We start from the raw sequence: 7659 nt of genomic DNA, 5'->3' as shown, positions 1-7659 counted from the left end.
GAATTATTTTCCTAATTTAGCATTATGGAATTTTTCCATGATGCCTTCGTTAGAGAAAAGGTTACGAACTGTATCAGATGGTTTAGCACCATTTTGTAACCATTTAAGAGCTAGCTCTTCATCGATTTTAACTTCAGCTGGTTGAACTACAGGATTGTAAGTTCCAACTACTTCGATGTAACGTCCATCACGTGGTGAACGAGAGTCTGCTGCTACGATACGATAGAAAGGAGATTTTTTAGCTCCCATACGTTTTAAACGAATTTTTACTGCCATTTTATAAAGCACCTCCGAATATGTTTCAACAAGATAATATAATATCAAATAGGTAAAATGTTTGTAAAGGTTTTTTTCTTAACACTAGAAAAATATTTTATTTTCTATGGTTTTTCAGTCCAAATCAAGCGTTTTATCATGAAAAGAATGGAAGTTTCATACCCTTTTTCTTGCCTTTTGACATATTTGTCATTTGCTTCATCATTTTTTTCATGTCTTCAAATTGTTTAAGCAAACGGTTGACTTCTTGTACAGAACGTCCGCTTCCTTTTGCAATACGCTTTCTTCGACTTGCATTAATGATTTCAGGGTTTGTTTTTTCCGCTTTCGTCATAGAACGAATAATTGCTTCTACATGATTAATTTGCTTTTCATCCACCTGCAGGTTTTTGAGCCCCTTTACTTTATTGGCGCCCGGAAGCATACCAATCAGCTCATCAAGCGGTCCCATTTGACGCACCTGAGCAAGTTGATCTAAAAAGTCATCAAATGTAAATGACTGCGTGCGCAGCTTAGCTTCAAGCTCTTTTGCTTTTTCAGCATCTACATTTGCCTGAGCCTTTTCGATAAGCGTCAGCACATCACCCATACCTAAGATACGGGAAGCCATACGCTCTGGATGGAATGCTTCAATAGCATCCATTTTTTCTCCAAGACCGACAAACTTAATTGGTGTATCGGTTACTGCACGAATAGAAAGCGCTGCACCACCGCGCGTATCGCCGTCTAGTTTCGTTAATACAACTCCAGTTAATCCTAATTGCTTATTAAAGCTATCCGCAACGTTTACTGCATCTTGACCCGTCATCGCATCGACAACAAGGAAAATTTCGTCTGGGTTAGAAAGCTCTTTAATCTGTTCTAACTCCTCCATTAAATTTTCATCAACATGCAAACGTCCCGCTGTATCAATTAATACATAATCGTGATGCTCTTCTTTCGCATGAGCAATAGCTTGTTTCGCAATCTCCACAGGACTTACTTGATCACCTAATGAAAAAACAGACATGCTAAGCTGTTTTCCTAGTGTTTCAAGCTGTTTAATAGCTGCCGGACGATAAATATCTGCTGCTACAAGCAATGGATTACGGTTATATTTTTTACGTAATAAATTGGCAAGTTTACCGGTTGTTGTTGTTTTACCTGCACCTTGAAGTCCAACCATCATAATTACAGTTGGAGCTTTTGGAGCTACTGCAATCTTGCTTTGCTCTCCGCCCATAAGTGCAGTTAATTCTTCTTGTACAACCTTAATAACTTGTTGTCCAGGCGTTAAGCTCTTAAGAACGTCTTGACCTACAGCACGTTCGCTTACGCGCTTAACAAAGTCTTTTACTACTTTAAAGTTTACATCGGCTTCTAAAAGGGCAAGTCTAACTTCACGCATCATTTCTTTAACATCAGCTTCGTTAACTTTTCCTTTTCCTTTTAACTTTTGCAGTGTGCTTTGCAAACGGTCGGCTAATCCTTCAAATGCCATATACGCCGCCCCCTAATCTAATTTCTCGAGCGAATCAAGAAGAGAAGAAAGCTTACTGTTCTTGTGTAAGTCGGCTGCAAGTTCGTCTTTCAGTTGTTGAACAATTGATTGACGCTCTTGAAACCGTTGAAATAACAATAGCTTTTCCTCATATTGTTCAAGCATTTGCTCTGTACGTTTTATATTATCATAAACTGCTTGACGACTCACATCAAATTCTTCCGCTATTTCACCGAGGGAATAATCATCCAAGTAATAAAGTGACATATAACTTCTTTGTTTGGGCGTCAACAGCGCCTGATAGAAGTCAAATAAGTAATTCATTCTTGTTGTTTTTTCGAGCATATGCACGCTCTTTTCAACCATCTGACCGCCCCCTTGTTAAGTGAAAAGCCTTTACATGTTATTAGTTTAACTAGGCGAGGTTTGAATGTCAAGTTTTTTCCTTAACACCTCACATTTTCCCACTTAAAAGAGATGGAGATGGAGATATAACTAAATTACTTCAATTTAAAGAAGAATAAATATGAAACCTGCATCCACCCTGCTAATAAAAAAATCCGAACGATTAATCGTTCGGATCTCCCTTCAACTAAGATACTTATATCCCAGCCTCTTTTTAGATTACGCCTCTTTTTCTGTTTCTTCTTCTACAGCATTGGCAAATAACCCATAGATATATTGCTCCGTGTCAAACGGCTGAAGGTCGTCCACTTTTTCTCCAAGTCCAACGAATTTAACAGGAAGCTTCAGTTCGTTTCGAATGGCAAGAACAATTCCGCCTTTAGCCGTACCATCTAGTTTTGTTAACACAATTCCCGTCACGTTCGTTGCTTCTGAGAATGTTTTAGCCTGACTTAAAGCATTTTGACCCGTCGTCGCATCAAGTACAAGCAGTACCTCATGAGGAGCACCAGGAATTTCTCGCTCAATAACACGCTTTACTTTCTCTAATTCTTTCATTAAATTTACTTTATTTTGAAGGCGCCCTGCTGTATCACATAATAAAACATCTGCTTTTCGAGCCTTAGCTGACTGAACAGCGTCATACATGACAGCGGCAGGGTCAGAGCCTGCAGATTGCTTAATAACATCAACACCAACGCGTTCTCCCCATACTTCTAACTGCTCAATCGCACCGGCACGGAACGTATCTCCTGCTGCCATTACGACTTTTTTGCCTTCTTGTTTGAATTTATGCGCAATCTTCCCAATTGTTGTTGTTTTTCCAACACCGTTTACCCCTACAAACAAAATCACCGTTAAATCATTTTGCTGCATATTCAGTTCACCAATCTGTTCTTCACCAGATTCATAAATATCAATTAATTTCTCAGAGATGACTGCCTGTACATCTTGAGGATCCTTAATATTACGGCGTTTYACTTCCGATTTTAAGTCATCAATTAAATCCAACACGGTAGCCACACCAACATCAGCACTGATTAAAATTTCTTCTAATTCCTCAAAAAACTCTTCGTCTACTTGACGATAGCGAGACACTAGATCATTCACGCGTTCTGAAAAAGAATTGCGCGTTTTTGATAGGCCATCTTTAAATTTTTGGGTAACAGAATCGGTTTGCATTGTAATTTTTTCTTTTAGTTTCTTAAAAAAGCTCATTCGTACCACCCTTTCATTCTATGAGTTAAACATATTGCTTTGATTCTTCTAAACGAACAGAGACTAATTTCGATACGCCAGATTCTTGCATTGTCACACCGTACAGTACATCAGCTTCTTCCATTGTACCTTTTCGGTGAGTAATAACAATGAACTGTGTTTGAGTACTAAATTTGCGTAAATACGTAGCGAAGCGATGAACGTTTGCTTCATCAAGCGCTGCTTCCACCTCATCTAGCACACAAAACGGCACCGGACGTACTTTCAAAATAGAAAACAGGAGGGCAATGGCTGTTAACGAACGCTCGCCGCCTGACAGCAACCCTAGATTCTGCAGTTTTTTCCCAGGAGGCTGGGCAACAATTTCCACACCTGTATTTAATAAATCTTTCGGATCTGTTAATTTTAAATCCGCTTTTCCTCCTCCGAATAGGGAAGAGAACACTGTACCAAATTCATTGCGGATACGAGAGAACGTATCAGAAAAACGTTTCTTCATTTCCTCGTCCATTTCTTCAATCACTTGATACAGCGTATTTTTCGCTTCGTCAAGGTCCGCTCGCTGCGTATTTAAAAATTCATAGCGCTCTGAAACGCGTTCGTATTGTTCAATAGAACCTAGGTTTACGGTTCCTAATTCATCAATTGCCAGCTTAATGAGCTTGATTTTTTTCCTTGCTTCTTGAATATCTAATGTTAAAGGATATTTTTCTTTTGYTGCTTCAAAGCTAATTTCGTACTCTTCTGTCAGCTGCTGCAGACGGCTGTCTAGCTCTACGTCAATTCGATTGATTTTGACTTCTTCATCTTTTAAAGCATCTGTAATTTGTTTGTACTGACGCTGCAGCTCTTTTACAATCCTCTCTTCGTCTTCAAGTTTATTCTGGGCTTTCAACCGCTCTGATCTGCAGTCATCCATTAATTGTAACGTTTCTGTCTTTTCTTTTATTCGCTCATGCGCCGCTTCTTCGAGCTGAAGTTCACCCGAGTCGTTGCTCGTGATTTCACTCGTTAAAAGAGAAAGATCATCTGTAGTTTCAGATAAACGCTGAATGGTTTGATCAAGTTCAAAACACACTCTTTCATATTTTTCTTGCTGATTTGCGAGGAACTGTTCTTTTTTCGCAAGAAGGACTTTTACTTCTGTAAGCTCATGTTGAACCGTTTCTTTAGACGTTTGCTGTGTATGCTTGCGTGCAGCTAACTCTTCAATGTTTTTCTCTAATACATTTGCCTGCTGCTGATTTCCTTGCAAACTTGTATGCAGCTCATCAATTCGAGCAGACAAGCTCGTCTGATCTTGTCTAAAGCTAGCAATATCATGATCGTACATGGTTAAGCGGTCATTCACTGCTTTTTCTTCGATGTCAATTTGCTTTACTTCTCGGTCAGATTCCTGCTCTTTGTCTTTCAAGCGTTCCACAAATGCCTGCTGTTTATTAATTTCCTGCTGAAGCTCCTCAATCTGTGACTTTTTATCTTTCACATCTTGCTCGAGCACAAGCGTCTTTTGTTCCATCTCTTCTATTTTTGCCGTAATGGCTTCCACTTCACGCTGACGGCCTAACAAAGAGTTAGACTTTTGCTTCATTGAACCGCCTGTCATCGAACCACCGGGGTTGACGACATCTCCTTTAACGGTCACAAAACGATAGCGGTGCTGCACAAGACGGGCAAGTTCATTTGCACCTTTTAAATCATTGACTACAATAACAGTTCCAAGCAAATTTTTAATAACTCGGTCGTAGGTAGCTTCGTACTTAACAAGAGATGAAGCGATTCCTACATACGCTTCATGGCTCTCTAGCATAGAAATAGTTTGAGCGGGAACATAACGGTCTTTTACAGACGTCAGTGGTAAAAATGTAGCTCTCCCGTAACCATTTTGTTTCAAAAAGCCAATTGCCTGACGTGCACTTTGTTCGTCTTGAACGACAATATGCTGAGCTGCTCCTCCAAGGGCAATTTCAAGCGCTGTTTCATACTCTTTTGGCACATTAATTAGCTCAGCAATCGCGCCTTTGATACCTGCAAGCTTCTCATCACGCGCTTTTAATACTTCTTTTACACCGTGAAAATAACCTTCATAGTCTTCTTGCATCTCTTCCAGCATTTCTTTTCGTGATTTTGTCTGCTGTACGTACTGATAAGCTTGATAAAGAGTAGACTCTTGTTTGCGATAGGCTTGCCTTAATGACTCAAGCTTCTCTCCTTGCTGCTTATACACTTGTACAGCCTCCTGAAGCTCTTGACGAAACTGAGCAAGCCTTTTGATCGCCGCTTCTTTACGCTGCGTTAATTCACGGCGCTGTTCTACGTATTGCTCGTTGGATTTTGTTAAACGCTGCTCTTTTTCAAACGTTTGCATTTTTTGCTGCTCTAAAAATGAAATTTCATTTCGGGCGGATGTTTGAGCGTTCGCTAATTCAAAATACTCGCTTTTCATCTGTTCAAGTTTTTCTTCTAGATTCTCGCTGTACTGCCTGAACAGCTGTTCCTGCTCAGTAAGCTTCAGACGTATCTCTTGTACTTCTTTTTGAGATTGCTCAAGATCTTTTCCTTCGCTGTCTTTTGCTTTACTTAGCTCTTGATGCTTATGAGTATACTCTTTTACTAAACGTTCCAGCTGCTCTTTATTTTGAAAGGCATTTTTCTTACGCTCTTTTAATACTTCTTTTTTGCCTTCTAGCTTTTCTACTTCTTCACTTACATATAGTAGTTTTTTATGTAAAGAGTCTAGTTGTTCATCTATTTGCTGAATGTGCAAACGAAGGGTCTGGATTTCTCCTTCACGCATGCGAATATTCGTCGCGAGAGATTCTTCAAGCTGCTCGTGCTGAGCCATTTCAGCTTTTAATTTTTCCCATTTCTGATGAAGATCTTCAACTTCAAATACCGTAACAGCCACATCAATGTGCTCTAATTCTTCTTTTTTCTGCAAATAATCTTTTGCAATAGACGATTGAATCTGTAAAGGCTCTAACTGGCCTTCAATTTCATGAAGAATATCTACCACCCGATTTAAATTTTCTTGCGTTTCGAGAAGTCGGAGCTCCGCTTTTCGTTTACGCGTTTTGTATTTTAATACACCTGCAGCTTCTTCAAAAATTTTACGGCGCTCGTCAGATTTACTGCTTAGTACTTCTTCTACTTTTCCTTGACTGATAATCGAAAAAGCTTCTCTTCCAAGTCCTGAATCCATAAATAAATCGACAATATCTTTCAAGCGGCACGGCTGGTTGTTAATAAAAAATTCACTGTCTCCTGAGCGGTACACGCGCCTTGTAATACTAACTTCATGGTAGTCAAGCGGGAGAAACTGGTCATCATTTTCCAACGTCAGCGTTACGTCAGCCACGTTTACCGCACGGCGTGATTCGCTTCCCGCAAAAATAATGTCCTCCATTTTCCCTCCACGAAGCGATTTGGCTGACTGTTCTCCAAGCACCCAGCGTATGGCATCCGTAATGTTGCTTTTTCCGCTTCCATTCGGTCCTACTACCGCCGTTACACCTGGCACAAAATCTATCGATACTTTTTCTGCAAACGATTTGAACCCTGCAATATCTAATCGTTTGAGGAACATAGAAATCCCCCCTCACACTTGTAATCTTTTCATAGCAAATCCCCCTTTATAACGAATACGTTAAGAGGGGGATCATTTTATTTCGTTTGACTCGCTCTAATTTTCGTAATAGCTACTTGAGCTGCTTTTTGCTCGGCTTCTTTTTTCGAACGGCCTACACCAACGCCGAGCTCTTCACCATTTAACGATACGCGAGATAAGAATTCGCGATTATGCGCTGGACCTTTTTCTTGCAAAACTTTGTATTCTAATTGTCCAACTCCATCACGTTGAATCACTTCTTGAAGCTGGCTTTTGAAATCCATCACATGAGAAAAAGCACCTTCATTAATTTTTGGAAAGACAACTTTTTTTAGAATCGTTACTACCGTATCAAGCCCTTGGTCTAAATAAAGAGCTCCGATAAATGCTTCAAACACATCGGCCAGTAAAGCCGGTCTAGATCGGCCGCCTGTCATCTCTTCACCTTTTCCAAGTAACACTAGTTTACCAAAATCCATTTCATTTGCAAAAGTAACAAGCGACGGTTCGCACACAACTGCTGCACGAAGCTTCGTTAACTCACCTTCACTCATCGTTGGATATTTTTTAAATAAAAATTGTGATACGGTTAGCTCTAATACGGCATCTCCTAAAAACTCAAGACGCTCGTTGTCTTCATAYGGTCTTCTGCGATGCTCATTCACATAGGATG

The 7659-nt window shown here is 39.9% G+C and carries 6 protein-coding genes; all 6 read right to left on the bottom strand.

Annotated features, from left to right (window positions below; genetic code table 11):
- Nucleotides 1–3: 3 nt before the first annotated feature.
- Nucleotides 4–276, bottom strand: a complete 273-nt coding sequence (gene rpsP / locus AC1DRF_RS12730; protein ID WP_013058899.1) for a 30S ribosomal protein S16 — start codon at nucleotides 274–276, stop codon at nucleotides 4–6.
- A gap of 136 nt (nucleotides 277–412) precedes the next feature.
- Nucleotides 413–1756: a signal recognition particle protein gene (ffh, locus tag AC1DRF_RS12725; RefSeq protein ID WP_013058900.1), complete on the bottom strand. Its 1344-nt coding sequence runs from the start codon at nucleotides 1754–1756 to the stop codon at nucleotides 413–415.
- Between the two features lie 12 nt (nucleotides 1757–1768).
- Nucleotides 1769–2101 (bottom strand): putative DNA-binding protein, encoded by a 333-nt coding sequence (locus AC1DRF_RS12720; protein WP_025750337.1) that lies wholly within the window; start codon nucleotides 2099–2101, stop codon nucleotides 1769–1771.
- 279 nt (nucleotides 2102–2380) lie between these two features.
- Entirely contained in the window at nucleotides 2381–3379 is a 999-nt protein-coding gene (gene ftsY, locus AC1DRF_RS12715) for a signal recognition particle-docking protein FtsY (RefSeq protein ID WP_013058902.1), read from the bottom strand.
- Nucleotides 3380–3404: 25 nt separating this feature from the next.
- The gene (gene smc, locus AC1DRF_RS12710; RefSeq protein ID WP_477740866.1) at nucleotides 3405–6965 is read right to left on the bottom strand and encodes a chromosome segregation protein SMC; all 3561 of its coding nucleotides are present in this window, start codon (nucleotides 6963–6965) and stop codon (nucleotides 3405–3407) included.
- A gap of 77 nt (nucleotides 6966–7042) precedes the next feature.
- A partial coding sequence (gene rnc, locus AC1DRF_RS12705; protein ID WP_477740865.1) for a ribonuclease III occupies nucleotides 7043–7659 on the bottom strand: 617 nt, incomplete at its 5' end.

This window comes from Priestia sp. P5_B4, from assembly GCF_056400385.1.
Note: the sequence above shows the minus strand (reverse complement) of the source record. Positions and strands in the feature narration are given on the sequence as shown.

Excerpts from the sequence above, each read along its gene's own strand:
- rpsP (WP_013058899.1), bottom strand. The coding sequence starts at position 276 with ATGGCAGTAAAAATTCGTTTAAAACGTATGGGAGCTAAAAAATCTCCT.
- ffh (WP_013058900.1), bottom strand. The coding sequence starts at position 1,756 with ATGGCATTTGAAGGATTAGCCGACCGTTTGCAAAGCACACTGCAAAAG.
- AC1DRF_RS12720 (WP_025750337.1), bottom strand. The coding sequence starts at position 2,101 with ATGCTCGAAAAAACAACAAGAATGAATTACTTATTTGACTTCTATCAG.